General features: G+C 68.3%; 18 protein-coding genes and 1 tRNA gene. 12 read left to right on the forward strand and 7 right to left on the reverse strand.

Annotated features, from left to right (window positions below; translation table 11 throughout):
- Positions 1 to 31 precede the first annotated feature (31 nt).
- Positions 32 to 967: an FHA domain-containing protein gene (locus tag AC6I0Y_RS00840; RefSeq protein ID WP_497732290.1), complete on the reverse strand. Its 936-nt coding sequence runs from the start codon at positions 965 to 967 to the stop codon at positions 32 to 34.
- Between the two features lie 573 nt (positions 968 to 1,540).
- On the opposite strand from AC6I0Y_RS00840, the gene AC6I0Y_RS00845 reads away from it, so the two are divergent.
- From AC6I0Y_RS00845 to AC6I0Y_RS00885, 9 genes are all read left to right on the forward strand, one after another.
- The gene (locus tag AC6I0Y_RS00845; protein WP_160708368.1) at positions 1,541 to 3,805 is read left to right on the forward strand and encodes a molybdopterin-dependent oxidoreductase; all 2,265 of its coding nucleotides are present in this window, start codon (positions 1,541 to 1,543) and stop codon (positions 3,803 to 3,805) included.
- The gene (locus AC6I0Y_RS00850; protein WP_160708370.1) at positions 3,780 to 4,127 is read left to right on the forward strand and encodes a 4Fe-4S dicluster domain-containing protein; all 348 of its coding nucleotides are present in this window, start codon (positions 3,780 to 3,782) and stop codon (positions 4,125 to 4,127) included. Before AC6I0Y_RS00845 ends, AC6I0Y_RS00850 begins: the two co-directional genes overlap by 26 nt.
- 93 nt (positions 4,128 to 4,220) lie before the next feature.
- Entirely contained in the window at positions 4,221 to 5,519 is a 1,299-nt protein-coding gene (locus tag AC6I0Y_RS00855; RefSeq protein WP_160708372.1) for an MFS transporter, read from the forward strand.
- A gap of 108 nt (positions 5,520 to 5,627) precedes the next feature.
- Positions 5,628 to 7,271 (forward strand): sodium:solute symporter family protein, encoded by a 1,644-nt coding sequence (locus tag AC6I0Y_RS00860; protein ID WP_497732293.1) that lies wholly within the window; start codon positions 5,628 to 5,630, stop codon positions 7,269 to 7,271.
- Between the two features lie 231 nt (positions 7,272 to 7,502).
- Positions 7,503 to 8,894: a helix-turn-helix transcriptional regulator gene (locus AC6I0Y_RS00865; RefSeq protein ID WP_497732296.1), complete on the forward strand. Its 1,392-nt coding sequence runs from the start codon at positions 7,503 to 7,505 to the stop codon at positions 8,892 to 8,894.
- Positions 8,895 to 9,220: 326 nt separating this feature from the next.
- Positions 9,221 to 10,330, forward strand: a complete 1,110-nt coding sequence (locus AC6I0Y_RS00870; protein ID WP_497732299.1) for a hypothetical protein — start codon at positions 9,221 to 9,223, stop codon at positions 10,328 to 10,330.
- Between the two features lie 192 nt (positions 10,331 to 10,522).
- On the forward strand, positions 10,523 to 12,175 hold the full coding sequence (locus tag AC6I0Y_RS00875) for an ABC1 kinase family protein (RefSeq protein WP_497732302.1): 1,653 nt from the start codon (positions 10,523 to 10,525) through the stop codon (positions 12,173 to 12,175).
- A 108-nt stretch (positions 12,176 to 12,283) separates the two neighbouring features.
- Positions 12,284 to 13,294, forward strand: coding sequence for an MBL fold metallo-hydrolase (locus tag AC6I0Y_RS00880; protein WP_497732304.1), 1,011 nt, complete (start codon positions 12,284 to 12,286; stop codon positions 13,292 to 13,294).
- A 54-nt stretch (positions 13,295 to 13,348) separates the two neighbouring features.
- A complete protein-coding gene (locus tag AC6I0Y_RS00885) occupies positions 13,349 to 13,840 on the forward strand; it encodes a universal stress protein (protein ID WP_497732307.1) in 492 nt (163 codons plus the stop codon).
- Positions 13,841 to 14,256: 416 nt separating this feature from the next.
- On the opposite strand, the gene AC6I0Y_RS00890 is transcribed toward AC6I0Y_RS00885, so the two are convergent.
- The 6 genes from AC6I0Y_RS00890 to AC6I0Y_RS00915 form a co-directional block, all read right to left on the reverse strand.
- Positions 14,257 to 14,943, reverse strand: coding sequence for a PspA/IM30 family protein (locus AC6I0Y_RS00890; protein WP_497732309.1), 687 nt, complete (start codon positions 14,941 to 14,943; stop codon positions 14,257 to 14,259).
- A gap of 72 nt (positions 14,944 to 15,015) precedes the next feature.
- Complete coding sequence (locus AC6I0Y_RS00895) at positions 15,016 to 16,623, reverse strand: hypothetical protein (RefSeq protein ID WP_497732312.1); 1,608 nt, start codon at positions 16,621 to 16,623, stop codon at positions 15,016 to 15,018.
- Positions 16,624 to 17,140: 517 nt separating this feature from the next.
- Positions 17,141 to 17,758: an NUDIX hydrolase N-terminal domain-containing protein gene (locus AC6I0Y_RS00900; RefSeq protein ID WP_497732316.1), complete on the reverse strand. Its 618-nt coding sequence runs from the start codon at positions 17,756 to 17,758 to the stop codon at positions 17,141 to 17,143.
- A gap of 587 nt (positions 17,759 to 18,345) precedes the next feature.
- Complete coding sequence (locus AC6I0Y_RS00905) at positions 18,346 to 18,567, reverse strand: helix-turn-helix transcriptional regulator (RefSeq protein WP_160710636.1); 222 nt, start codon at positions 18,565 to 18,567, stop codon at positions 18,346 to 18,348.
- Between the two features lie 43 nt (positions 18,568 to 18,610).
- Entirely contained in the window at positions 18,611 to 18,940 is a 330-nt protein-coding gene (locus tag AC6I0Y_RS00910; RefSeq protein ID WP_497732320.1) for a DUF6442 family protein, read from the reverse strand.
- Between the two features lie 335 nt (positions 18,941 to 19,275).
- A tRNA-Thr gene (locus tag AC6I0Y_RS00915) sits at positions 19,276 to 19,351 on the reverse strand.
- Positions 19,352 to 20,369: 1,018 nt separating this feature from the next.
- Here AC6I0Y_RS00915 and AC6I0Y_RS00920 point away from each other — a divergent pair.
- The 3 genes from AC6I0Y_RS00920 (at position 20,370) to rlmH (ending at position 25,040) form a co-directional block, all read left to right on the forward strand.
- Positions 20,370 to 22,730: a MurT ligase domain-containing protein gene (locus AC6I0Y_RS00920; protein ID WP_497732322.1), complete on the forward strand. Its 2,361-nt coding sequence runs from the start codon at positions 20,370 to 20,372 to the stop codon at positions 22,728 to 22,730.
- 179 nt (positions 22,731 to 22,909) lie between these two features.
- Positions 22,910 to 24,481, forward strand: coding sequence for an LCP family protein (locus tag AC6I0Y_RS00925; protein ID WP_497732325.1), 1,572 nt, complete (start codon positions 22,910 to 22,912; stop codon positions 24,479 to 24,481).
- An 88-nt stretch (positions 24,482 to 24,569) separates the two neighbouring features.
- A complete protein-coding gene (gene rlmH, locus AC6I0Y_RS00930; protein WP_497732328.1) occupies positions 24,570 to 25,040 on the forward strand; it encodes a 23S rRNA (pseudouridine(1915)-N(3))-methyltransferase RlmH in 471 nt (156 codons plus the stop codon).
- Positions 25,041 to 25,158: the final 118 nt, after the last annotated feature.

The raw sequence follows: 25,158 nt of genomic DNA on the forward strand, positions 1-25,158 counted from the left end.
TTTCGCGGTGCTTCCGGCTTCCTCCAGGCGCCTAGATCAGCTGGAACTCGACGCTCGTGGTGCCCAGGGTCAGGCGGTCAGCGTCCTGGAGGGGGGTTGATTTTATCTGGCGCCCGTTGACGAAGGTGCCATTGGTGGAGCCGAGGTCAGAGATGACCCACGCGCCGGTGGCCTCGCGGCGGATCTCGGCGTGCTGGCGCGAGACGTTGATGTCGGGGATGACGATGTCGTTGCGCGACTCGCGGCCGATGATCATGACGCGCCCGTCGAGCGGGAAGGCCCGATCGTTGGTGATGTCGTAGAGGTAGGCCTGCTGCTGGGGCTGGCCGGCTGAGCCGCCGGCGGGGTCGAAGACCATGGTCTGGGGCGCCTCGCCGTAGCCGTCGGCCGGGTTGTCGTAGAAGCCGTCCTCGCCCTGGGCCTGGCCGTACGTGGCATCGCCGGCGTAGGCGTCGCGCTCGTCGAAGCCGTAGGGGTCGGGGGCGGGCGTCGGGGCGGGCGCGGCGCCGGAGGGGCGGTAGCCCACGCCGCGGCCGCCTGCGCCGACGGCCAGTCCGTAGCGCTCCATCTCCTCCTGGCGCAGCTGGGCCACGAGCGGCGCGGCCACCATCTCGGCGATGACCTCGAACTTGCCGTGCTTCAGCTCCTCGTCGACGATGAAGCGCACGAGGGGCTGGCCGTCCATGATGAGGCCGTGCTCGCTGGCCTTGGCGGCCAGGTAGGTCTCGGTCTCGCCCGCGAGGGTGGGGTAGTAGCCGAAGAGGCGCTCGTCGTCGTCGGCATTGACCAGCACGGTGTAGAGGGTGGGGGCGTACTGCTTGCCCGCGCCGACCATCTTCTCGCGGCGCATCTGCTTCTCGGCCTTCTTGGCTATCTGGACGGGGGAGAGGGGGGTGCCCGCCATGCGATCGGCAGCGCCCTCCACGGTGTCCTCCATCTTGCCCTCGACCTTTGAAAAGAAGCCCATGGGTACTCCTCTACTCGCCTGAACATAGTAAGTCTCCATCTTGCCACAAACGCTTAGCAAGGCGGTGCTTCTTTACGCAACGAACAAAATGCCGTAACCGGCCCCGTGGCCGTCGGTCCTCACCTTGGGAGTTGCGGCGCGAATTGCAAATTCGGTCGGTTTTGCACTCACCGGCCGGGTGTTTTCCGCGCCAGGAGGCCCCGATTGGCCCGAAAAGCGCCTCGGGAGCCTGTTTCGGGCCTCAGGAGGGCAGTCGTAGAGTGCAAAACCGATCGAATTTGCAATCGGGGTGCCGAAAACGAAGGACGGCCCCGGTGTCAGGGCGAGGTGGTAGCGCTTGACCAGGGGCTCTGGGCGCATCCTAACCGTTTTGTCTAGGTGGGGAGCCTAGGCGAAACTATCATCCTCTGCGTAGTAAATGGTCGCTTTCTCCTGATGGAAAACCGCCTCGTTCGCCGTACGTTGTCGGCAGCGCGAAGCGAGCGCCCCGGCGCTGCCTCCGGGCATCCCCCACGCCGCCGCTCCTTCGCGTTCTGGCAGGAAAACGGAAAGAGGAGAGGAAAGGAGAGAGGTATGCACAAAGACTTGCCAACCACGTGGGAAGAAGACGGCTACGTCGTCACCCGCACGACGGCATGGTCCGCGCCGGGCTGCCATTCCGGCTGCGGCATCATCTGCTACGTGAACAAGGAGACCGGCAAGCTCGAGAAGGTCGAGGGCGACCCTGAGCATCCCTACAACCAGGGCCATATCTGCCCGCGCTGCGCCGCGCTTCCCGACGTGGTGAACAGCGAGGAGCGTCTGCTCTACCCCATGAAGCGCGACCCGGAGCGCCGCGGCGACCCGGACGCGTGGGAGCGCATCTCCTGGGATGAGGCGCTCGACCTCGTCTACAACACCATGACCGAGCTGGGCGAGAAGTACGGCAAGCACACGCTCCAGACGTTCTGCGGCACGGGCCGCGACATCCTCTGGCAGTCGCAGCGCCTGGCCTACTCGATGGGCACCCCGCACGTCGAGAGCTACTCCTCGGGCCTGGCCTGCTGGATGCCGCGCCTCATGTCCTACAACGTGAGCACCGGCGGCTACATGATGCCCGACTGCTCCGAGTGCCATGAAGACCGCTACGACAACCCCGAGTACAAGGACCCGGAGGTCATCGTGGTGTGGGGCAACAACTGCGTGGCCTCCAACTCCGACGGCTTCTTCGGCCAGTGGGTGGTGGAGGTGGTCAAGCGCGGCGCCAAGATGATCGTGGTCGACCCGCGTCTGACCTGGATGGCCGCCCGCGCCGACCTGTGGATCCAGCCCCGCCCTGCCGTTGACTCCGCCGTGGCCATGGCCATGCTCAAGGTGGTCATCGAGGAGGACCTCTACGACCACGACTTCGTCGACCGCTGGACCTACGGCTTCGAGGCTCTGGTGGAGCGTTCCCGCGAGTACGACTTCGACGAGCTGTGCGAGCGCGCCTGGGTCGATCCGGAGAAGATCCGCAAGGCCGCCCGCATGATCGCCGCCGGCAACCACACCGCCGTGCAGCTGGGCCTGGCCGTCGACATGCAGCGCAACGGCATCGGCGCGGTGCGCTCCATCATCGCCATGCTCGCCATCTGCGGCGACATCGACCAGCCGGGCGGACAGATCTTCACCCCCGAGCCCTATGACTTCCACTACTTCAGCTGGGGCTTCAAGGAGCTCCCGGAGGACGTGCAGAAGATGGTCGTCGGCTACGACGAGTACCCCTTCATCCGCATGGGCATGGTGCTCGACCAGCCCGACCTGGCCGTCGTCCAGGCCGAGACCGAGGAGCCCTACGGCTTCACCGGCGCCATCATGATGGGCACCAACCCGCTGTGCTGCATGAGCAACGCCGACCTGAACCGCGTCTACCCCGTTCTGCAGAAGCTGAAGTTCATCTGCGTCTGCGACTGGCGCATCACCCCCACCATCCAGACGCTGGCCGACGTGGCGCTGCCCGTGGCCATGTGCGTGGAGAAGACGGGCATGATCGCCAAGCGCACCGGTGCCTGCGCGATGTCGCCCATCGCCGGCCTGGACATCCAGGGCGAGCCCAAGTCCGACGCCGAGATCACGCTGCTGCTCGGCAAGCGCTTCAACCCCGAGATGTTCCCCTGGGACACCGTCGAGGAGATCTACGACTTCCTGGTGAAGGACTCCGGCTGGTCGTGGCAGGACATTCGCAACATGAACTGGGCGTGGCCCGGCCAGGAGTACCGCCGCTACGAGAAGGGCCTGCTGCGCGCCGACGGGCAGCCCGGCTTCAACACCTCCACCGGCCGCATCGAGCTGTACTCCCCGTTCGCGGAGAGCATCGGCGAGAACGTGCTTCCCTACTATGACGAGCCCTATTACGGCCCCTACACCACGCCGGAGCTCTACAAGGAGTACCCCGTGATCACCATGACGGGCTCCCGCAACATCCAGTTCTTCCACAGCGAGCATCGCGATGTGAAGAAGCTGCGCGAGATCCAGCCCGATCCGCTGGTGGAGATCAACGACGTGTGGGCCAAGGAGCAGGGCTTCGAGGACGGCGACTGGCTGTGGGTCGAGGACAAGATCGGCCGCATCAAGCACCGCGCCAAGTGCACGCCCATCGTCAAGTACGGCATGGCCAACGTCAACTCGGGCTGGTGGTTCCCCGAGACCGATCCGCATGAGGATCCGATGTACGGCTGCTGGGACGTGAACCCCAACGTCCTGAGCGAGCTCGGCCAGCAGGGCCCGACCGGCTTCGGCGCCGACGTCAAGGCCCTTCTCTGCAAGATCTACAAGTGCGACGAGGAGGATGCAAATGTCAAAGCAAGCACTGCTCATTGATTATGAGTTCTGCTCCAACTGCCACACCTGCGAGGTCGAGTGCAAGATGGAGCATGGTTTCCCCGAGGGAACCGCCAACGGCATCAAGGTGTTCGAGGTCGGCCCGTGGCAGATCGAGGGGGATCGCTGGCAGCTGACCTACATGCCGGTGCCCACCGACATGTGCGACCTGTGCGCCGACCGCACGGCCAAGGGCAAGCTCCCCGCCTGCGTGCACAGCTGCTACACCGGCTGCATGAAGTACGGCACCGTGGAGGAACTCTCCGCCGAGCTCGAGCGCAAGAGCCGCCAGGTGCTGATCGTTCCTCTGCAGGAGGACTAGGGGCACGGGCGCGCGTCGCGTCGGCTGCCGCTGGCCCGGCACGGCGCGCGCCTGCGCGCGAACATCGTCATCTCAAAACGAAAGGGGGATGAAATGGGTGCTGAATCCGAAAAGAAGGGGATTCACTACGCGTGGTTCATTCTCGTGGCCTGCTGCTTCATGTTCGCGGGCTCGATGGCGCTCATCAACTCCATCATCAGCGTCTACGTTCTGCCGGTGACCGAGGCCCTGGGCTGCAAGCGCGGCGACTTCACGTTCATGCTGACCACCCAGGCTATCTCGATCGTGCTCACGATGCCGCTGTGGGGCAACATCTTCAACAATGAGAAGATCAACATCAACCTGGCGCTCTCGCTCGGCGCGCTGTGCATGATCGCCTGCCCGCTGCTGTGCTCGTTCGCCACCGACCTCATCATGTTCTACGTGGCCGGCTTCATCGGCGGCGTGGGCATCGCGGCCTGCTTCACCATGGCGACGCCGGTGCTCTGCGGCAACTGGTTCGCCAAGAAGTACCGGGGTAAGATGATCGGCATCGCGTCCGCCTTCGCCGGCGTGTCCACCATCTTCTGGGCTCCGCTGTTCCGCTGGATCATCGCGGAGAACGGCTGGCAGACCTCCTACCTCATCAACGCCATCCTCATGGCCGTGCTCATCCTTCCCTGGACGCTCTTCGTCATCAAGCGCAAGCCGTCTGACAAGGGCCTGCAGCCGTTCGGCTACGATCCGAACGAGAAGGACGCGACCGAGTCCAAGCAGAACTTCGGCGTGAAGGCGGCCGACGCCCTCAAGACCCCGGCGTTCTGGATCATCATCGCCGGCGTCATGCTCACCGCCCTGGGCATGGGCTGGAACAACAGCCAGTCCGGCATCGCCAAGGAGCTGCTGACGGGCACGCCCGAGGAGGCCAACGCCGCCGTCATCGGCGCGACCATGGTATCTGCGGCTGCGCTCGGCAACCTGCTCTCCAAGCTGAGCATGGGCGCGATGATCGACAAGTTCAACCTCAACGTCACCTTCATCGCCTTCCAGGTGGTGTGGCTGCTCGCGTTCGTCATGTGGTACTTCTTCGGCACCACCTCCGCCGTCCTGGTGGCGGGCGGCTTCTGCCTCGGCTTCAGCAACGCGCCCTCCCGCGTCGGCTGGCCGATGGCCATCCGCAAGATCTTCGGCAACGCCGACTACTCCAAGATCTGGGGCTACATCGCCACCGGCTCCTCCATCATCGGCGGCATCTCGACCTCCCTCATGGGCTGGTGCTACGACTACCTGGGCTCCTACATGCCCACGCTCATCATCGGCATGGTCGTCGTGGTGCTGATCGCCATCCTGGCGTTCGTGGCCTCCACCTTCGTCGGCAAGTACGAGTGGAAGGACATCGAGCCCACCAAGTAGCAGGGCCTCTCTTCCGTGGGGACGCGTCGCCCGATAGCGCGACGCGTCCTTGGGCGGGGTCCGCGGGCAGGTCTCGCGGGCCCCGATCGATACCTGAAAGGCATCGAGATGATTACCTTCGCTATGGTCGTCGGCTACCTGGCCGTGACCCTGATCGTCGGCTTGGTGATGAAGCGCCGGGCCGGCAAGGACAAGACGGTGCGGAACTTCTTCGTGGCGAACGGGAAGATGCCGCTGTTCGCGGTGACCACCATGCTCTTCGCGGACCTCATCGCCGCGTCCACCACGACGGGGACGGCGGGCACCGGCTACAGCACCGGGCTGGCTGCGCTCTGGGGCATCTGGAGCTCGAGCTTCGGGTGCATCCTGTTCAGCGTGTGCTTCTGCCGGTTCTTCTTCGAGATTCGCCGCACGGGCGCCATCACCGGGCCCGAGGCGTTCGGGATCCGCTTCAGCCAGAAGATCCGCTACCTCGTGCTCGTCTTCACGCTCATTCCTCTCTTCATCGTGTTCTCGGCGCAGATCACGGCGGCCAGCATGTACCTGGCCAGCATGCTCGGCATCGCTGAGTCGGTTGCGACGGTGGCGGTGCTCTTCCTGTTTCTGGCCATGGCGCTTCTGGGGATCACGGGCATCGCGGAGATGAACAAGGTGCACGCGTTCGTCCTGCTGTTCGGCCTGACGTTCGCCGCCATCGTGTGCCTGAACCACGTGGGCGGCCCCCAGGCGCTCGTCGAGAAGCTGCCCCCCTCGCACCTCGACCTCTTCTCCGTCGGGTTGCCGACGGTGCTCGCGCAGTTCGTGGGCGGCGCGCTCGGGTTCTCCATATCGGTGACCTCCATCAACATCGGCTACTGCGCCAAGGACATCAAGACCGCCGAGCGCAGCCACGTCATCGTGGCCGTCGCCAGCGCGGTCTTCGCGTTCGCGCCGGCCATCATCGGGCTGTGCGCCGCCGTGTCGCTCGAGGGCATCCGCAACGACAACGCGCTGTTCGCGATGACGAGCTCCATCTCCCCCGAGCTGGCCGGCATCGCCGTCATGGCCGTGTTCGCGGCCATCTTCTCCACGGGCCCGTGGTTTCTGCTGGCCACCTCCAAGCTGGTGGTGCAGGAGCTCTACGTTCCGCTGAGCGCGCGTGCAGGGCACGAGGTGTCCGACCGCTCGGCGCTGCGCATGTCGCGCGTGGTCATCGTGGTGACGCTCGTGCTGGCCGTGCTGGCTAGCGGGACCAACGTGTCGCTGCTCAACTCGCTCATGAGCGCCTCGCAGATCAAGGCCATCGCGGTGGTCCTGCTGCTGTTCGGCATCTACTGGAAGCGCACCTCCAACGCTGCGGGCTTCGTCGGCCTGCTGGTGGGCGGCACTCTGTCCACCGCGTGGTACGTGCTGGGCAGCCCGCTGGGCGTGCAGCCGTTCTGGCCGGGCGTCGTGTCGTCGGTGGCCATCATCGTGGTGGGCAGCCTGGTGGCGAGCCGCAAGCCGGTGTCGGACGACTACGTGGCCTACGAGCAGCGCCTGGCCGCCGCGCAGGAGGAGTTCGCCGCGTGCCGCCGCGCCTATGACGCGCGGGCCGCGGCGGGTGCGGCGGGCGCGGGCGCGGTGGACGTGCCGGCGGGCGCGGGCGCGGCGGGGCCGGGTGCCGGGGCGCTGTCGGGCGCGGGCGCGGCGGGGCCGGGCGTCGAGGCGCCGGCGGGTGTACCTGCTGTGGAGGAGGACGGGGTGTCGCGCGACATTTCCGCCGCTGGGTGAGGAGGGTGGCTTAGAATTCTCCGCATGGGAAATGGGCTTGCTTCGACAGAGGGGGACGAGACACGTTGACTGCATCGCGCGACATGGCTGAGATCGATCCGGGCGCCCCGTGCGCCACGACCGCGGGTGACGACGCGCAGGCTGACGGGGGGGGGGGCGCTGATTGCCCACGCCAGTGACGGCTGGGGCATCGCCGGCTTCGGGCTGTACCTCGCGTGGGTCTATCTGATAATGACGTGCTCCGTCACCGGTGACGCCCGCATCCCCCAGATCACGGCGACGCTGCTCGTGGCGGCATTCCTGATAGGCGAGGCGGCTGCGGCGGCGGTGGTGGCCTCGGGCGCCGCGCGCCTGACGGGGCGCCGGGTCATCCGCGTTATCTCCGGCGTGTCCTGCGCGCTCCTCGTGCTGCCGGGGCTGGCCGCCCTCGTGCCGGTGTCCGAGACCGTGCTGTTCGCCGCCTGGTTCCTCTCGGGGTTCGGCTCGATGCTGCTGCTCTCGCTGTGGGGCTTCTTCCTCGCGCGGCTGGCGCACAGCTACGCCCCCTTCTACACGGCGCTCTCGGCGCTTCTGGGCACGTCGCTGCTCGTGCTGGTGCGGGTCTGCCTCAAGGAGGACGTGTTCCCCTTCGCCGCCATCTCCATCGGCGTCCTGTCGGTGGGGATGTTCGCCATCTGGGCGCGCCGGCTGCATGCCGAGGAGGGCTTTGCCGTTCCCAAGAACACGCGCCCGCCCGACCTGCCCTCGCTGCTGCACTCGGCCGTGGCCATGGTGGCGAACAACTTCCTGCTCGGCTTCGGGTTCTACGCCGTGGCCGTGTCCACGGGGCTGGTGGCGGGCGGTGGGTTCATCGTCTGCGGGCTGGTGGTGGCTGCGCTCTACAAGGTCATCGACACGCGGACGCGGCTGATCTACCAGGTGGACGTCATCATCAAGGTCATCGCGCCCGTGGCGGCCGTCTGCATTCTGCTGCTGCCGTTCGTGGCGGTGCCCGTGCGCTACGCGCTGCTGTTCCTCCTCATCGTGGTGGCCATGATCGACGAGGTGGTGTGTTGGTCGGCCGTCGCCGAGTATATGTACATCCATCAGGTGCAGCCCTTCGCCAACATGACGGTCGGCCGCTTCGGCGAGATCGTGGGCCTTTTGCTCGGGTTTTGCGGCGGCGGCATCATCTTCGGCTCGTCCATCGACGGACCGGTGGAGCCGAGCCTGTTCGGAAGCTGCGTGGTCATCGCGTTCATCTGCATCCAGGCGTTCTTCTTCCGTGATAACTACACGCCCTTCGTCGAGCATCGCGAGATGGACGAGGAGCTTGCCGTCATCGCCGACGAGGCCCCGCGCGAGGAGCACGAGTCGTGGGAGACGGTCTGCCGCCGATTCGCTGAGCACTACGGCCTGACGCCGCGGCAGACCGAGGTGCTGCTGCTTCTGACCAAGGGGTACTCGATGGGGGCCATCGAGCAGCAGCTCGTGGTGTCCATCCACACGGTGAAGGCCCACGTTTACGGCATCTACCAGAAGGCCGACGTTCACTCGCGCCAGGAGCTGATCGAGAAGATCAGGGCCGAGGAGGACGCGGCGGTTTCGCGAGAGGGGCACCTAGAGGAGGGTGCGGCCCGCTAGGCGCCCCGGTTTGGGCGGCAACCACGGAAACTCGGGCGCGGATTGCAAATTCGGTCGGTTTTGCACTCTGCGAGCCTCTTCTTCGGCTCGAAATGGGCTCAGAAAGCCCGACTTGGGCTGTTTGGACGCCTTTTGGGGCGCGAAACGCGCGACCTTCGAGTGCAAAACCGACCAAATTTGCAGTTTGGCCGCCCAAGCGCGAGGTCGGGGGGGATTTCCCGTGGAGGGGTCGACGGGTTTTCGCCCGCCACGGTACAATTCGCGTTGAGCGCGCTCAAGGCGCGGCTCTCATCGAGCGAAACCACTGAGCAAGGAGCGGGATGGCCATGGGTAGGGAAGCGACTGCTGCGTCGGCGCTGAGGAGCGCCTGCTCGCGCGGGCGGGTCGCGCGCCTGCTGGCCGCTCTGCTGCTGGCCATCGGCCTGGCGGCGCTGCCCGCGACCTCGCTTTGCGGCGGCCCTGCGGGCGCGTCGGGCCGTGGGACGGCGGGCATTGCCTGGGCGGCTCCCGCCAAGGGCGCCCAAGACGCGGCGCCTTACTGGGTGGATGTGACCTACCAGGGAGACGGCACGGTGGAGGCGTCGGCTCGCGTGGAGCCGGGTGACAGCCATACCGTGCACTGGAAGGCCGACCCCGGCGCTGAGGTGGTCGCCGTCCAGGTGGACGGGCAGGATCGTCCCGACCTGGTGGGCGACGGCTCTGCCGGGCACGTCGACTTCTCCGGCATCAACGCCGACCACTCCGTGAGCGTGCGGTTCTCCGAGGCCGACGCGGCCTCCTCCGGCTCGGTGAAGTACATCGTGGACACCGCCATCGAGGGCGGACCGGGCTGGGTCACCGGCGCGGGGCTCGTGTCTAAGGGCGGAAGCCGCGTGGTTGCCTGGGAGCCCGAGGAGGGGTGGAAGGTGGCCGCCGTCGTGGTGGACGGCAGCACCCGGCCCGACCTGGTGGGCGTGGGGTCCACCATCTTCCAGCGCATGAGCGGCGACCACTCCGTGACCGTGGTGGTGGCGCCCGACGACGAGGCCTCCGCCGCGCCTGAGGACGATGAGCGCGAGGCCACCCTGTTCGCCCAGCGCCGCGCGGCCTCGCCGACGAGCCCCTTTGCCGAGCCCGTCGACGGCGCGCCGCGGCTGGTCTATGACCTGGTGTCGCTCGTCCATGCCGGCGGGCTCGTCTCGCTCGTGGCGGGCGTGGTGGTGTTCGCGGCGCTCGTGGCGGGCGCGCACGTGCTCTCCGATCGGCGCCGCTACTACGAGGAGGATCGCCAGGAGGCCGCGGAGGCCGCCGCGGCCGAGCGCGCCGAGAAGGAGGCCGAGGCCGACGCCTACCTGGCCGGCTACTACGACGCCTACCTGGCCGCCTACGGCGACGCGGCTGGCGACGACGCCGACGACGCGGCCGCAGGCGCCGACGACGCGGCTCGCCCGCGGTAGGCCGGCCCGCGACGGGCTTGCGGCAGGTCGGCGCTGTGGCTCGCCCGCAGCGCGCCGTGCGATCCGACGCGAGAAACGACTTGTCATCATCCCAGCGATGACCTGGGTGGTCTGCTTTTCCGCTGCTAGCATGGAGGGATGCCGGGCCTGAGGCGCCCGTCCTGCGGGCGTTGCGAGCGGAAGGAGGAGCCGATGCCCACGTTCAGGGAGCTCATGCGCGTCGCGGAGATCACCGTCAAGGACAAGACGTCCTCCAAGCGCATGGGCGAGATCGTCTCCATCATGCGCCGCTACCACGTGGCCCACGGCCTCACGCCGGAGAAGGCCGTCGCGGTGCTCGAGGCGCTCGGGCCCACCTACGTGAAGATCGGCCAGCTGGCGTCGAGCCGCTCCGACCTCTTGCCGAGCGCCTACTGCGATGCGCTCGAGCAGCTTCACGATCACGTGGCGCCGCTGCCGTTTTCCGAGGTCATCCACTGCATCGACGCAGCCTACGGCGTGCCGTGGACGACGGTGTTCTCCTCCATCGACGAGAAGCCCCTCGGCGCTGCGTCCATCGCGCAGGTGCATCGGGCCGTGCTGCTGGACGGCACGGTGGTGGCCGTGAAGGTGCGCCGTCCCGGCATCGTCGAGCAGATGGCCGAGGACATCACCCTCATGCGGCACCTGCTGGCGCTGGCCGAGCTTTCCACCTCGTCCCACCAGGCCATCATGCTGAGCTTGGACAACGCGCTGGAGGAGCTCGAGCGCACCACCGCCAACGAGGTGGACTTCACCGTCGAGCTGGGAAACCTCGTGCGCTTCCACGATGAGCTGGCCAGCCAGTCGGGCGTTACCTCGCCTGTGCCGTACCCGCGCTACTCCACCGACTCCGTGCTGGTCATGGAATACGTGGAAGGCGCGCAGGTGGACGACGTGGCGGCGCTGCGCGCCCAGGGCGTAGACGCGTCGGCGCTGGCCGAGCGGCTCGTGCAGAGCTACGTGACCCAGGTGCTCGACAACGGGTTCTTCCACGCCGACCCGCATCCGGGCAACATCCTCGTGCGCGACGGCGACATCGTCTGGATAGACCTGGGAATGACCGGGTCGCTCACGGCCAGCCAGCGCCTGCTTGTGGGGCACCTGTTCCGGGCGGTGGCGACGGGCGACGCCTACGGCCTCAAGGAGGCGGTGCTCGGGTTGTCGGTCGTGCACGGCCAGGTGGACCATGGCGCGCTGCTCTCCCAGATGGACGCGCTGCTGACGGAGTACGGCACCGCCGATCTGCGTGACATCAACATGGGCGCCGCGTTCCAGGAGATCGTGGAGGTGCTGCGCACGCAGAACCTCATCATGGTGCCGTCGGTGACGATGCTCGCGCGCGGGGTGGTGACCATCGAGGGCGTCATGGCGGAGCTCGACCCGAAGGCCAGCGTCGTGCAGATCGTCTCTCAGCATGTGGTGCGCCAGGCGTTCTCGCCGCGGCACGTGGAGGAGAAGGTCGTCTCGATGCTGACCGCCACGGCCGAGTCGGCCGAGGCCCTGGCGCATCTGCCGCGCCAGCTCTCGAACACGCTGGACATGCTTGACCGCGGGGAGGTGTCGGTGGTGGGCGACCTGCGCGTGCCCGCCAACGCGCTGGCCACGCTGTACGCCGCCTGCGGGCGCATCGCCCTGGCGATGATATCCGCGGGCCTGTTCATGGGCTCGTCCATCCTGTGCACCACTACCATGGAGCCGCGGTTCCTGGGGGTGCCGGTGCTGGGCGTGCTCGGGTACGTGGGCGCGCTTGTGCTGGGGGTGTACGTGATCTACCGCACCCTGCTGAGCCGCCATCAGATGAGAAACGACGAGAAGCTGAGCTGACGCGTGGCGGGCGCTTGATGCCTGGCGAGGATGCGGTGGCGCCCGTTGCGCGGTGGGTGCGGATCGGGGCGCCGGCGGCGCGGCGGCCCTAAGGAAGCGAGGACGGAAGTGCTGGCTGAGAAGATAAACGACGACCCGGAGATCTATCAGCTGCGGGTGCCCTTTCCCAACGTGGTGACCACCGAGACCAACGTCTACGTGCTGCGTGACGGCGACGAGGTGCTGGTGGTGGACTCCGGCGCGCCGACGGAGGGGGCTGCCCTCTACTTCGCAGCGGCCCTCGGGGAGCTGGGGGTCGATCCGCGTCGCGCGCGCTACTTCCTCACGCACCTGCACTACGACCATGCCGGACTGGCGGGCGACTTCGTGCCCGCGGAGGCCACGCTCTACGTGGGTCGCGGCGAGCTTGAGGCCGCCCGCCCGGACTTCAGCGAGCGAAGCGCCCGCCACTCGTGCGCGCGCTTCGTCGAGGAAGGCCTGACCACCGACGAGGCCGCGCGGGCCCACGCGCCGCTGCGGGTGTCGACGCCCATCGACGTGGAGGCGCGCCCGGTCGTGGTGGTGGCCGAGGGCGACGAGGTGGCGGTGGGCCGCCATCGCCTGCGCGTGGTGGAGGTTCCCGGGCACACGCGCGGCCATGTGGCGCTGCTGCATCCCGAGTCGGGCATCTGCTTCACGGGCGACCACGTGCTCTTCATCATCTCGCCGGGGCTCTCGCTGTTTCTGGACGGGTCGGACGCGCTGCGCACCTACCTCGACAGCTTGGACAAGCTCGATGCGCTCGGCTGCTCGCGGCTGCTCATCTCGCACGGCGAGAACCGGCTCGACTTCCCCGAGCGCATCGAGTGGCTGCGTCACCACCACGAGAAGCGGCTTGGCGCCATGGAGCAGGCGGTGTCCGAAGCGGCAGCACGGGGTGAGGAGCCTACGGGTGCCCAGGTCATTCGTGCTATCAGGTGGAAGGTGCCCGGCGGCCGCATTGACGCTTGCGCGCCCTTGCAGCAGTGGAGCATCTACACGCTGGGCATCGTGCTGCTCGACCACCTGGCGTCCGAGGGGCGGCTTGCGCGGCGCCTCGACGCGGATGGCGTGCACCGTTACCGCCCGGCGGGATCATAGGCGAAGCGGGGCGCGGCGAGGCCCGCGCCCGGTAAGGTTCTTGGTTAGGAGGACATGATGTACAAGAAGGTGCTCGTTCCCTACGACAAGTCCGATCCGTCGCGGCGCGCTCTCGCGCAGGCGCTCGACCTGGTGGCCTGCGCGCCCGACGCCGAGGTGACCGTCCTCAGCGTGGTGGATTGGCGCGACTTCAACGCAGAGACGTTCAAGATAGCATCGCGCATGTCCGGCGCAGTGGGCTCTGTCGCAGACAGCGCCGCCTTCGCCGACGTGGGGCTAGAGGCCGCGCGCGAGGAGAGCGAGCGGGTGATGGAGGACATCGCCGGCATCCCCGGATGCGCGGACGCCCTGGGCGACGGGGACCGGGTGTCTATCGCCGTCGTGAACGGGTCGCCGCACGATGCCATTACGGCGTATGCTGACGAGGGCGGCTACGACTGCATCGTCATGGGGCATCGTGGCATGGGCGCCATGCGCGGCGTGCTCGGCAGCGTCTGCTACTCCACGCTGCACAAGACGAGCTGCCCGGTGCTGGTGGTGAAGTAGGGCGCTCGCGCTTCTGGGCGGGCTTCGGGGGGCGGGCCTCGGCCGGTGGTCGGGGCCCGCCGCGCGTTTCCGGGGCCAACGTGGCCAAAAAAGTCGACTTGACGACAGAGGAGGCGCCTTCCCGATCCCGTGCGGACACGGCGCGCCCGCAAAACCCCAGGTCGCGAAAGGCGAGCGCGTCGACGAGGCGCCAGGAGAGCCGCAAGGTGCCCGAGTTTTTGTCGTCAAGTCGACTTTTTTGGCCACGTTGCGCGCTCGTTTTTGCGCGCGACCGCGAAGCGGGCCCCGGGCGACGGCCGGGGCCCGGGGGTTCGGCGGAGCGGGCCTGAGGCGGCCGAGTTCGCGGATCCGAGAGGCGATGGCCGGGCCGGGGCCGGGGGTTCGGTGGTTCGGGGCGGCTCGTCTCGGGGGCAGAGCTACTGGAGGCCCATCTCGGCCTTCATGCGCGATAGCTCGTCGTCGACGGCGGCGGTGGAGCCGGCTTCCTCGTACTTCTTCTCCAGCTCGGCGGCCGGGTCGGCGGGGCGGCTGCTCAGCTCGGCCATGGCGTTGGCGCGGTCGAGCATCTCATCGGCCTTGGCCTCCATGCGGTTGAAGGCCCCGATGGCGCTGGCGGCGCTGTCGCCGGCGGCCGTGAGGTCGTTCACCTTGTCCTGGGTCTTGGCCACGGCCACCTTCGCCTTGATGGACTGGCGGCGGCCCTGGAGCGTCTCGATGTCGCTGACCAGCTTGTCGTGCATCTGGCGCATCTTCGTCGCGTTGTCCTGCGCGGCGGCGTAGGCTATCTTGAGGCCCTCGGTGTGCGCCTCGATCTGCTGCTTCTTGGCCAGGAAGGTGCGGGCGTCGCCCTCGTTGCCGGCCTCGAGCGCCTTGCGTGCCAGGCCGTCGTAGCGATCGATATCCGCCTGGCTCTCGTCGACGGCGCGCTTGCAGCGGGCTTCCTCGGCCATGACGCCGGCCGTGGCCTCGCGTACCTCGGCCAGGCTCTCGGTCAGCTCGCGCAGGTACTGGTCAATCATCTTCTCGGGGTCTTCCGCCTTGTCGAGCAGGTCGTTGATGTTCGCCTTGATGATGGAGGTGAATCGGTCGAGGATTCCGCTCATGGTGTCTCTCCTTCTGGCCCGCAGGCCGGTCGTTCCCGCTCGCGGGCGGGGTTGTCGGGGGAAGGGGCGCGCCTAGGCGTCGGGCCCCTTGGTGCTGGAGGCGGCGTCGGGCGCGGATGGCGCGCCGGGGTCGTCGGGGTGGTTGGCGGCTGGCGTGGCGGGCGTCAGCGGGTCGGACGCCGCTGCGTCGGGAGTCGCCGTGCTGGATGCGGCCGCGTCGGGCGCGTCTGCGGCGCTCGCGGACTCGTACTTGCGCGCCAGGTTCTCCGTCTCGCGGTCGCCGAACTTCTCGAGCGGCGCGTTGAGGATCTGCTCCATGCGTCGCGACTCGCGTTCGCGCTGGTCGCGCTGGCGCTTGACGAGGAGCGCGATGACGATGGCGACGATGGCGACCGCTGCGCAGATGGCCAGCGGCACGAGCGGCGATTTCGTGACCGTCATGATGCGCGCGCCGGTGTCGGCGAAGGCCTTCGAGAATAGCTGATCCTCGGAGAGGCCCTGGTCGCGGTAGTAGCGGTCGAGGTAGTCGGCCAGCACGGAGACCGCCTCGGCGTCCATCACCGTCTTGGCCTGGCTTCCCACGGCGTAACCCGCGTTGAACGATCCGTTGCCGTCGTCGCAGAAAACGAGGATGAAGTGCGCGTCGTCGCTGAAGAGCTCCTCGTAGAGCTGGTCGGCGTATTGGGCGAGCTCCTCGGTGGACGTGGATGTGCCGTTCGGGAGAATGTAGAGGTAAGGCCACACGCCGGTTTCGTCGTAGAAGCGGCGCATGCCGTCCTCGAGCGCGCGGGGCGTGTGGATCCAGTCGCCGTCGGCGTCGGTGTAGTAGGGGGTGACGAGCGCGGCCCCCTGCGGCAGTGGCTCGCGCTCGATCGAGGAGCGGGTCACGTCGTCGGACGAGCAGCCCCCGCCGAGGGTGGCGAAGAGAAGGAGCGCCAGCGCGATGACCGCCACGACGATGAAGGCGACGCCGCAGCCGCCCCGGGAGGCCCCTGGCCCATCGGGGGTGTTGGGGGTGGCGGGGTGCGGGCCGCCGGGGGTGGGAGGTGCGCCGAAGGGCGGGCCGCCGGGGTACGAGCTGCGGGGAGCGTTGGGGCCGCCGGGGGTGGCAAGGAGCGGGTCGTCGGGGGTGTTGGGGGCGTAGGGAAACGGGCCGCTGGGGGTGTTGGAGGCGTCGAAGGACGAGCCGCCGGGGGTGGCGGGGGCGCCGGGGTACGGACCGTCGGGCGTGCCGACGCTGGTGGGCGCTGCTGCGTAGGGGGCGCCGCTGGTGGGGTTGCCTGTGCGGGGTGCGTCTGGCTCTGGGGCGAGTGGCGCAGGGGGAGACGCACCGGCGGGGGCATTGGACGCGGGGACGTCATAGGGGGTCGCGTAGGCCGATGGGGCGCCGAAAGACGAGGGTTGCTGCGGGGACGGGGCGTCGCCGGGGCTGTTGATGCTGATGCGCGGGGCGAAGATGGCAGGCAGCCCTCCTAAGAGTCCGCCGAACCCTCCCAGGCCGCCGAATCCGCCGCCCAGGCCGCCGCCACGATAGGGCGACCCGCTGCGTGACGAGCGCGGGAAGCTGCGTCCGCCGCCGCGGGTTCCTCCCGAGAATCCGCCGGTCGACCGGCTGCCACCCGAGAAGCCTCCGCTGAAACCTCCGCCTCCGCTTCGGCCTCCGCCACCCGATCTGCCCATAGGCGCTCCTTCCCGATACGCGCTACCCCGTCTGCGCCCCGGGGCGCAGCAACGTGGCACGTCACATCGCTTCGCCCATTATGGGTTGGCGGCCTAGTGCCCAACCTAGCGTCTCGTGCTTGATGAGAAACCGAAAAGAATCCTCCGCGCACTTAAAGAAGCCCGCCGCCAGTGCCCCCGACCCGACGATCCGTCCGACAGCCTGCCCGGCAGGCCCCGCCACATCCGCCCTCCCCCTCCAGGGCGGGGGTCGTCGTGCCGCGTCCGGCCCTGCGCTGTTCGCTGGCTCGCCGCCTTCGCGTTCGCCTGTCGGCTCGGTTCTGCGTGCCCCCCCCCTTCGCCATCGGTGCTCGCTGTGGCTCGCGGCGCTCCTTCGCTGTTCCTTTCCTCGCTCGTGTCCCGCTGGCGGGGAGGAGTGTTTCACGTGAAACAATGTAAGCCGTGGCGAACTATTCTCCCGAGGGGGGGGGCGATCCTTGGGGGGCTGAGGGGCCCTGGGGGCGAAGGGCGCGCGGCGCTAGTCGAAGGGAGGGATCCAGGTGGGGGAGCGGTGCGCCTCGAAGCACATGCGGATCTGATCTGCGGTGTTCTTCGCCTCGGAGAGCTCGGGCAGCTCGCTTTCGGGAAAGTAGCGCGCTTCGGTGGTCTCGCTGTTCGGGACGAAGGCACCGCCGAGCGCCGTGCATGCGACGAACACCTTCGTCACGCCGTAGGCGGACACGGGGCAGTTGTGCCGACCGCCGTCGAGGATGGCGATGAGTCGCTCGGCACGCACATCGAGCCCTGCCTCCTCGCGCGCCTCTTTCACCGCGTTCTCGCCGACGGAGAGGTTCACGTCGCACCAACCGCCGGGGAGCGACCAGCGGCCGTCGTTCTCGCGGACGAGCAGGATGCGGTCGCCGTCGAAGATGGCGGCGCGTGTGTCGAGCTTGGGTGTTTGGTAGCCGGTCTCGTTGCAGAAGAGGTCGCGCACCTTGGCGACGGGCAAGTCGGTCAGGGCGGCCATCATCTCGGCGGCGATGGTGCGGACGCGCTCGTAGCGCTCCAGGTCGAAGGCGTCGCGTCCGTAGAAGAGCCCGGCTTGCGCGAGACTCTGAAGCTCCACCGTCCAATCGAGCCAGGGGTTACCGCTCATGGTGCTCCTCTCGTCACTTCGTCGCCGCCCCCAGCGTACCACGTGCCCGCCTCCAAAACCCAAGCGCACAAATGTTTCACGTGAAACATCCGGACGATGTCGCAAGGAACCGTAGGTGAGCGGGCTTTGTGAGGGCGCCGTGCGGGGTATGGCCGGGCTGGGATTTCGGGGGGGGGTGAGCGTTGGTGGAATATGGTGCGGAATGCGACAGGCGGGCGGCGCGGTGGCTGCGCGCGATGGCGGGATGGGGCCGTGCGTCGAGCGGCGCGCTGGGGGTGGGGCAGGGCAAAGGGAGTGCGGCGCAGAGGTCGGTGCGCGACGCCGGGGTGGAGGAGGAGGCGGACGAGGCGGCGTGTGGTGGAATGCGGCAGAGCGGGATGGCACGCGACGTCGGGGCGCGGGGGTGGCGCGGAGGATGCGGCGGCTCGGGGCAACGCACGGCGTTGGGGTAGAGGGCGGAAACCGGTGGGATGTTGACGGAATGCGGCGGGCGGGGCAGCGCGTGCGGGTGGGATCCGGCGCGTTGGGGCGGCGCTCTCGCGCGTCGGGGGGGGGTGGGGCGGGCGCCCGGGCGCTCGTGCTACGGGCTAGTCTTCGAAGTAGAAGAGTTCCTCGAACGTTCGGTTGAGTGCTATGGCGAGGGTGAGGGCGAGCTTGGCGGTGGGGGAGAACTGCCCCGTCTCGATGCTTGAGATGGTCTGCCGGGATACGCCCACCAGGCGCGCGAGCTCCGTTTGCGAGAGGCCGCAAGCCGATCGAGCCTCGCGCAGGCGGTTCTTCAGGACGAGGTTGTCTTTTCGCGAAGGCATGGCGGCGGATGGCGAAGGCGGCGCGCGGGCGGAAGGGACGCGGCTAGAGCGGCAGCGCGCCGACAGCCGCCAGGTAGCCGACTGCCCACCAGGCGCTCCCGACGAACCAGACTAGGGCCGCTCCCAGCAGCTCACGCCGGCGGGCTCGGCGGTACTGATAGCCGCTGAAGACGCCCATGCCGAGGAAGGCGACGGCCATGAGGTCGCCGTTGGGTTGATGCAGAAAGAGGGATTTCACCAGGTCGAGCACGATAGCCAGGAGCGCGACGGTGAGAAGCGCCCGCTGCGCACCGCCCTCGCGGACGCTGCGATCGCGCTCGTCGTCGCCCACGTTGTCCATCCGGCTGAGCAGCAGCACCTTCTCGCGATTCATGGAGGCCCCTTTCGACGTCCCCATCATAGCTTGCTATTTGCTTGATGTAAAGAAAACTTGGCAGAATGGGAAGAAGCTGCGCGCTGGCTCGAGAACGAATGTTTCACGTGAAACATTGTTAGCCGGAGATAATTATCAGCGAGCTTGGGCGAGGGCGACCTTGCGCGGACGCGCGTGCGAGTGTTCCACGTGAAACGTTTTCGGGCGACGCTGGGCCTTGGCCCGGAATGGCCCTTCGCCTTTGGGGCGAGCCTTCCGGCCGCCGCCGTGCCGGAGGTGCGGGGTCGGGCCTGGACGCAGAACGGCCCCCGGAGTGCGGGGGCCGTTTTGTCTTCTGGAGCCAACGAGCGGACTCGAACCGCTGACCTGCGCATTACGAGTGCGCTGCTCTACCAACTGAGCCACGTTGGCGTGGCGCTTCTCTCGAAGCGAAAACGTAGTATAGCGAATCGCCCCGTCGCGTGCAAGGCGGCAGCCGGGGAATGTCCCGCGTCTCCCGCATGGGCCCCACCTCGGTCCCGCCCTCGTCCTGGTTCCCGCGCCCTCTCCGACACGCCTCCTTCTTTCGTTTTCTCCGTCCCTCTGCTCTGGGCTGCCGATTGCTTCCGCTCCCTTCTGCTCTGACCCCCGCTCTCTTCACGCCACTTCCTACATTCCTTTGTCTCTGCCCCAGATCCTCGGACCCCCCGGACCCCCCCAGACCCCCGGGCCCCCGGACCCCCCGGACCCCCCGGACCCCCCAGACCCCCGGGCCCCCCGGATCCCCCGGATCCCCCGGACCCCCCAGACCCCCGGATCCCCCGGACCCCCCGGACCCCCCCGGACCCCCCCAGACCCCCCCAGACCCCCCCAGACCCCCCAGACCCCCCCAGACCCCCCCAGACCCCCGGGCCCCCCGGACCCCTGCTCTTTGCTTCGCCCTCGCTCCCTTTCCGCCTTCCGCATTCCGCCGTCCGTTTCGATCCGCCCCCCCACGTCCTCGCCCCCCCATATCCTTCCGTCCCGCCTTCCCCCGCCCCGTTTTCTGCCCGCCGCTTCCTCCGCCCCCTGCCCCTCTGCACCTCGCCCCCCGCCGCTCCCTTCCTCATTTCGCCCCGCCTCTTCCGCCCCCCCATCCCACCCCTCCCCCCCCCCGTCCCCCGTTCCGCCTCTTCCGCCCCCCGCCGCGCCCTTTCCGCACTTCGCCCCCGCGCCCTTCGCCCCCCCATCCCGCCCCTTCCGCATTCCGCCGCCTCGTCTCCTTCTGCCCCCCCCCTCGCCGCCGTCGGCGGCGGAGCGCCGCGGGCTGCTGCCGTTTCCCCGCCTCTTCGTCCGGGCGTTCTGGTAATTGGGTGATTGTCGTACGCGCGTGCGAGCGGGGGTTATACTTGACGGCCAGTGAAACGAAACCGACGGGGGCGCGGGCGCTCCGGAAGCGAAGGTGCGCGTCATGGGCTTGCAGCTGGCGATGGCAAAGGCGGCGGGGAACACCCTCTCGTGGGGGCTGCGGAAGGTGGCGCGGCGCCCGGGCGGCACGCTGCCGGGCAAGGTGGGACTGCGTATCGATCCGCAGTTCATCGCCGATCTGCGCGGCAAGGTGCGCGTGGGCAGCGTCGTGGTGGTGGGCACCAACGGCAAGACCTCGGTGACTAACCTGGTGGCCGACGCCTTCGAGGCTGCGGGACGCACCGTCATCTGCAACCGCACGGGCGCCAACATGGGGCCCGGCGTGGCGTCGGCGCTGCTGCAGGCGCGGCCGGCCGAGTGGGGCGTGTTCGAGAGCGACGAGCTGTGGCTTGCCCGCACGCTTCCCCAGCTGAGGGCCGATTACGTGGTGCTGCTCAACCTCTTCCGCGACCAGCTTGACCGCTGCGGCGAGATCAGCCGCATCCAAGAGAGCATCGCCGGCGCGCTGGAGAAGTCGCCGGAGACGACGCTCGTCTACAACGCCGACGACCCCCTCTGCGAGGCCATCGCGCGGAAGGTGGCCAACCGCACGGTGTCCTTCGGCGTCGATGGGGACATGGAGCTTGCGCAGAACACGGTGGCCGACGCGCAGATGTGCCAGGACTGCCCGGGCATGGTGGAGTATCGGTATCGCCAGTACGGCCAGCTGGGCGACTACTTCTGCCCCGCATGCGGATTCGCGCGGCCTGCGCTGGACTTTGCCGCCACCGACGTGCGGCTCGACGCTCGCGGCGCCGCGTTCGCGGTGACGAGCCGCGCCACGGACCGCGTCGACCGCGTGACCACGAGCCAGCCGACGCCCTATCTGGTGTACAACCTGCTGGCCGCCGACGCCATCATGCAGCTGACCGGGGTGGACGCCGCCGTGTTCCAGCGAGCGGTGGATGCTTTCGACCCGCGCAACGGGCGGCTCCAGCGCTATGTTATCGACGGACATCCCGTGCTGCTGAACCTGGCGAAGAACCCGACGGGCTTCAACCAGAATCTCAAGATCATCGAGCGCGACGCCGGCCCGAAGGCGGTCGCCTTCTTCGTGAACGACTACGAGGGCGACGGGCGCGACATCTCGTGGATCTGGGACGTCGATTTCGAGGAGCTGGCCGGCCATGGCGCGCTGGCCGTGTTTGCCGGCGGCACGCGCGCCAACGACTTGCAGGTGCGCCTGAAGTACGCGGGCATCGACGCCCAGCTGATCGACGCGGTGGACGACGTGTTCGCCATGCTGCCGCGTCTGGCCGCCGAAGGCGCGCTGCCGGCGGATGCCGGGGTGTACGCCATCGCCAACTACACGGCGCTCCCGTCGGTGCACGCCGCGCTCAACCGCCTGGCTGCGCGCGAGGAAGGCGCCGCGGGCGCGGAGGCCGCGCCGGACGCGGAGGCCGCGCAGGCCGCGGCTCCCGCCCCGGCCCCGGCCGCCCCGCAAGACGCGGCGACCCCCGCCGGCGCCCCCGCAGACGCGGCCGCCCCGCAGCCCGCGGCGCCCGCGCCAGCCCCGGCCGCCCCGCAAGACACGGCGACCCCCGCAGGCGCCCCCGCAGACGCGGCCGCCCCGCAGGCCGCGGCGGCCGCAGGTGCCCCCGTCCCCGCCCCCGTGGTGATCGCTCACCTCTTCCCCGACCTGCTCAACCTCTATGGCGACGGTGGCAACGTCCGCATCCTCGAGCAGCGCCTGGCCTGGCGCGGCATTCCCGTGGAGGTGCGGCGCGTCCACTACGGCGACGTGGCCGATCTGGCCGGCGTCGACCTGGTGTTTTTGGGCGGCGGCCCCGACCGCGAGCAGCGGCTGGCAAGCGAGAAGCTGGCGGAGATGCGCGACGACCTGGCGGCCTACGTGGCCGACGACGGTCCGCTGCTGGCCATCTGCGGCGGCTACCAGATTCTTGGCAGCCAGTGGCTCTGGGGCGACGAGCTCGTGCCCGGCCTGGGTATCGTCGACCTGGAGACGCGTCGCCCCGGCACCTCGGCCGACCGCCTGACCGGCGACCTGGTGATGTCATCGCCCCTGGCATCGCACCCGGTGGTGGGGTACGAGAACCACGCCGGCCGCACGTATTTGGGAGAGGGCGTGGAGCCGCTCGGCACCGTGGTGTCCAAGGCAGGCCACGGCAACAATGACGCGGATCGCGCCGATGGCGTGCGCTACCGCAACGTGGTGGGCACCTACTCCCACGGCCCCCTGCTTTCGAAGAACCCCGAGGTGGCGGACTGGCTGCTCGCGCGCGCCCTGGAGCGGCAGGCCCGACGTGTCGGCACCGAGCCCCTCGCGCTCTCGCCGCTCGACGACGCGGTGGAGCTGGCTGCCAACCGCTGGATGGTCGCGCGTCTGGGCGTTGAGGGCGCGTAAGGGTTCGTTAAGGACCGTGAAAAACTTGTGGAGGGGATGACGATGTCCTGTGGCTTTTGCATGGGGCGGATGCGGGGTTTGTTGCCAAGGAATCAACGAGATAGCAGAATAAAGGCTCATGAGAATCCCCAAAACCGCAGGCCATAGCGCTCGGGATACAAGAAACGGAGTCTCGCACCATGGCTAAATCGTACAATCGAAACTCCTACGGCTCGGGAGGCCGCTCCGGCAACGCGCGTTCCCGCTACTCAACTTCCAGCTTCTCGCCCGTGGGGTCGCACATGAAGTCGGCACGCGCCCACGAGCGCCAGCGCACGGAGCAGGGCTACGGCCCCTCGCAGGGACGCCCCGGCTCGTCAGGCTATCCGGCTGTCCCGACCAACCCCTACTCGCGCGGCTCGCACAGCGAGGCCTACCAGGTGGGAAAGGCAAAGAAGCGCAAGCGCAAGAAGATAGCGCTCATCTCGCTTATCGTGGTGTGCGTGCTCGTGCTCGGCGGCGTGGGCATGGCCTTCGCCTACGTCAACAACATCCAGTCCAACATGCAGCGCAACGTCGATCCGGAGATGATGAAGGTCCTCGAGCAGACCACCCCGCCGGGCGACCCCTTCTACATGGTGCTCATGGGCACCGACGGCTCGGCCGAGCGTGACGCGTCGGCGGAATACGCCGGTGACCAGTACCGTACTGACAGCCTCATGCTCGTGCGCGTCGATCCCAAGCAGAAGAAGGTCACCCTCGTCTCGCTCATGCGCGACACCAAGATCGACATGGGCAAGCACGGCGTCCAGAAGCTCAACGCCGCGCACGCCATCGGCGGGGCGCCGATGACGGTGCAGACGGTGTCGCAACTGGCCGGCGTCCCCATCACCCACTATGCCGAGATCAACTTCGACGGCTTCAAGGAGGTCGTGGATGCGCTCGGCGGCATCGAGGTGGACGTGCCGGTGAAGATCGCCGACCCGCGCGCAGGCTATCTGGAGGCCGGCGTGCAGACGCTTGATGGCGACGGCGCGCTCACGCTCTGCCGCTCGCGTCACACCTACGACGCTCTGGGCGACGGCGACGGCTATCGCGCCGCCAACCAGCGCATGGTCATCAGCGCCATCGGCAAGAAGATCCTCAGCAGCGACCCGGCCACCATGGCCGCCACCATCGAGGCGCTCTCCAAGTACGTGACCACCGACATGGGCGTCATGGACATCATCAGCCTGGCCACCAACCTGCGCGGCATGAACATGGAGACCGACTTCTACACCGCCGTCGAGCCTACCACCTCGGAGTACAGCAACGAGGTCTGGTGGGAGATCCTCAACAAGGACGAGTGGAAGAAGATGATGGATCGCATCAACCAGGGCCTGCCCCCGACCGAGGAGGACGTCGTCGACGAGGCCACCGGCATCGTCATCGCGAGCGCCGGCGGCGGGGCCATGTCGAGCGACGAGGGCAACACAGCTCGCTCGCGGGCAAAGCGCTCGGGCACCGTGTCCGTCCGCAACGGATGCGGCGTGGCCGGCGTGGGCGCCGAGGCGGCCGAGGCTATCACCGAGCTGGGCTACAAGACCGAGGCGGGCAACGCCAACCACAGCGACTACGCCGAGACGGTCGTCGTCTACGGCAAGGACGATCAGAAGCAGGACGCTCAGGAGATCGTCGACCTGCTGGGCAAGGGCCGCATCGTCAAGAACAACAACGAGTACATCTACAGCAGCGACTTCCTGGTGGTCATCGGGAAGGATTGGGTGCAGTAAGGCCGGCGCCCGCCTCCCGGCGGGGTGTGCGTTAAGACGATAGACGGAGGGGGCGCCACGGCGCCCCCTCTTCGCGGAAGGAGCCCTGATGAGGATAACTGTCGTGGCGGTGGGCAAGCTGAAGGAGCGCTTCTGGGCCGACGCCTGCGCCGAGTACCTCAAGCGCCTCAAGGCCTACGCCCGCGTGACGGTAACGGAGGTGGCCGACGTCGATCCCGGTCGGGCTGGCGGCGTGGCGGCGGCCCGCGCGAAGGAGGGCGAGGCCATCCTGGCCGCCCTGCCTGAGGCGGCGCACGTGGTGCTCATGGCCATCGAGGGAAAGCAGCGTTCGAGCGAGGGGCTCTCCCGGCGCTTGGACGAGCTGGCGCTCTCCGGTCGCAGCGACATCGCCTTCGTTATCGGCGGCAGCGACGGGGTGAGCCGTGCCGTCTACGACCGGGCCGATGAGACGCTCTCGTTCGGGCCCGTCACGCTGCCCCACAACCTGGCGCGTGTAGTCCTGCTCGAGCAGGTCTATCGCGCCTTCAAGATATCCCGCGGCGAGCCCTACCATAAGTAGGTTCGCAAGCGGTGGAGGCGATGGAGGAGGGTGTCGTCCCCGAAAAGGCGAGCCGCGATTGCAAATTCGAACGGTTTTGCACCGAGGAGGGACGCAAACCGGATCGAATGACCGCCGC

This window comes from Adlercreutzia sp. St.1H8 (assembly GCF_059728655.1).

What these genes read in the sequence shown, in the direction of transcription:
- AC6I0Y_RS00910 (WP_497732320.1), bottom strand. Translation starts at nt 18,940, where the DNA reads ATGAATCGCGAGAAGGTGCTGCTGCTCAGCCGGATGGACAACGTGGGC.
- rlmH (WP_497732328.1), top strand. Translation starts at nt 24,570, where the DNA reads ATGAGGATAACTGTCGTGGCGGTGGGCAAGCTGAAGGAGCGCTTCTGG.
- AC6I0Y_RS00905 (WP_160710636.1), bottom strand. Translation starts at nt 18,567, where the DNA reads ATGCCTTCGCGAAAAGACAACCTCGTCCTGAAGAACCGCCTGCGCGAG.
- AC6I0Y_RS00860 (WP_497732293.1), top strand. Translation starts at nt 5,628, where the DNA reads ATGATTACCTTCGCTATGGTCGTCGGCTACCTGGCCGTGACCCTGATC.
- AC6I0Y_RS00875 (WP_497732302.1), top strand. Translation starts at nt 10,523, where the DNA reads ATGCCCACGTTCAGGGAGCTCATGCGCGTCGCGGAGATCACCGTCAAG.
- AC6I0Y_RS00845 (WP_160708368.1), top strand. Translation starts at nt 1,541, where the DNA reads ATGCACAAAGACTTGCCAACCACGTGGGAAGAAGACGGCTACGTCGTC.
- AC6I0Y_RS00840 (WP_497732290.1), bottom strand. Translation starts at nt 967, where the DNA reads ATGGGCTTCTTTTCAAAGGTCGAGGGCAAGATGGAGGACACCGTGGAG.
- AC6I0Y_RS00900 (WP_497732316.1), bottom strand. Translation starts at nt 17,758, where the DNA reads ATGAGCGGTAACCCCTGGCTCGATTGGACGGTGGAGCTTCAGAGTCTC.
- AC6I0Y_RS00925 (WP_497732325.1), top strand. Translation starts at nt 22,910, where the DNA reads ATGGCTAAATCGTACAATCGAAACTCCTACGGCTCGGGAGGCCGCTCC.
- AC6I0Y_RS00855 (WP_160708372.1), top strand. Translation starts at nt 4,221, where the DNA reads ATGGGTGCTGAATCCGAAAAGAAGGGGATTCACTACGCGTGGTTCATT.
- AC6I0Y_RS00920 (WP_497732322.1), top strand. Translation starts at nt 20,370, where the DNA reads ATGGGCTTGCAGCTGGCGATGGCAAAGGCGGCGGGGAACACCCTCTCG.
- AC6I0Y_RS00850 (WP_160708370.1), top strand. Translation starts at nt 3,780, where the DNA reads ATGTCAAAGCAAGCACTGCTCATTGATTATGAGTTCTGCTCCAACTGC.
- AC6I0Y_RS00890 (WP_497732309.1), bottom strand. Translation starts at nt 14,943, where the DNA reads ATGAGCGGAATCCTCGACCGATTCACCTCCATCATCAAGGCGAACATC.
- AC6I0Y_RS00865 (WP_497732296.1), top strand. Translation starts at nt 7,503, where the DNA reads ATGACGTGCTCCGTCACCGGTGACGCCCGCATCCCCCAGATCACGGCG.
- AC6I0Y_RS00870 (WP_497732299.1), top strand. Translation starts at nt 9,221, where the DNA reads ATGGGTAGGGAAGCGACTGCTGCGTCGGCGCTGAGGAGCGCCTGCTCG.
- AC6I0Y_RS00895 (WP_497732312.1), bottom strand. Translation starts at nt 16,623, where the DNA reads ATGGGCAGATCGGGTGGCGGAGGCCGAAGCGGAGGCGGAGGTTTCAGC.
- AC6I0Y_RS00885 (WP_497732307.1), top strand. Translation starts at nt 13,349, where the DNA reads ATGATGTACAAGAAGGTGCTCGTTCCCTACGACAAGTCCGATCCGTCG.